The sequence below is a fragment of the Rhizobium croatiense genome (assembly GCF_019793465.1).
Lineage (GTDB): Bacteria > Pseudomonadota > Alphaproteobacteria > Rhizobiales > Rhizobiaceae > Rhizobium > Rhizobium croatiense.
On sequence record NZ_JAILYJ010000074.1, the window covers coordinates 1 to 420 of the forward strand.

Annotated in this window: 1 protein-coding gene; it reads right to left on the reverse strand. The window is 68.3% G+C overall.

Annotated elements, in window-relative coordinates; genetic code table 11:
• Positions 1-44: 44 nt before the first annotated feature.
• Positions 45-420 (reverse strand): nicotinate-nucleotide--dimethylbenzimidazole phosphoribosyltransferase (locus tag K6M89_RS30620; protein WP_222141862.1); only part of this gene is annotated, 376 nt, incomplete at its 5' end.

Here is a 420-nt window from a genome sequence, read left to right on the forward strand (position 1 = left end):
GAATTGCAGGGCCAGCAGGTAGTGGGGAACGCCGTTCATGAAGTTCAGCCGCCCTTGCGAGACACGCCCGCCGCCTCGAAGCTCGCCATTTCGCGCAGGATGCGGCAGGCCGATTCGAGCAGCGGCCAGGCCAGCGCGCCGCCAGAGCCTTCGCCCAGGCGCAAGTCGAGATTCAGCAACGGCTCCAGCCCGAGATGCTTCAACAACAGCGCATGCCCCGGTTCCGCCGAGCTGTGCGCGGCCACGCAGCGCTGGGCCACGTGCGGCTGCAGTGCCTGCGCCACCAGCACCGCCGCGCTCGCGATGAATCCATCGACCACGATCACGCGCCGCTCTTCCGCCGCCTGCAGCACCGCGCCGACCAGGGTGGCAATTTCGAAGCCGCCAAACGCAGCCAATGCATCGAGCGGCGCGTGATCG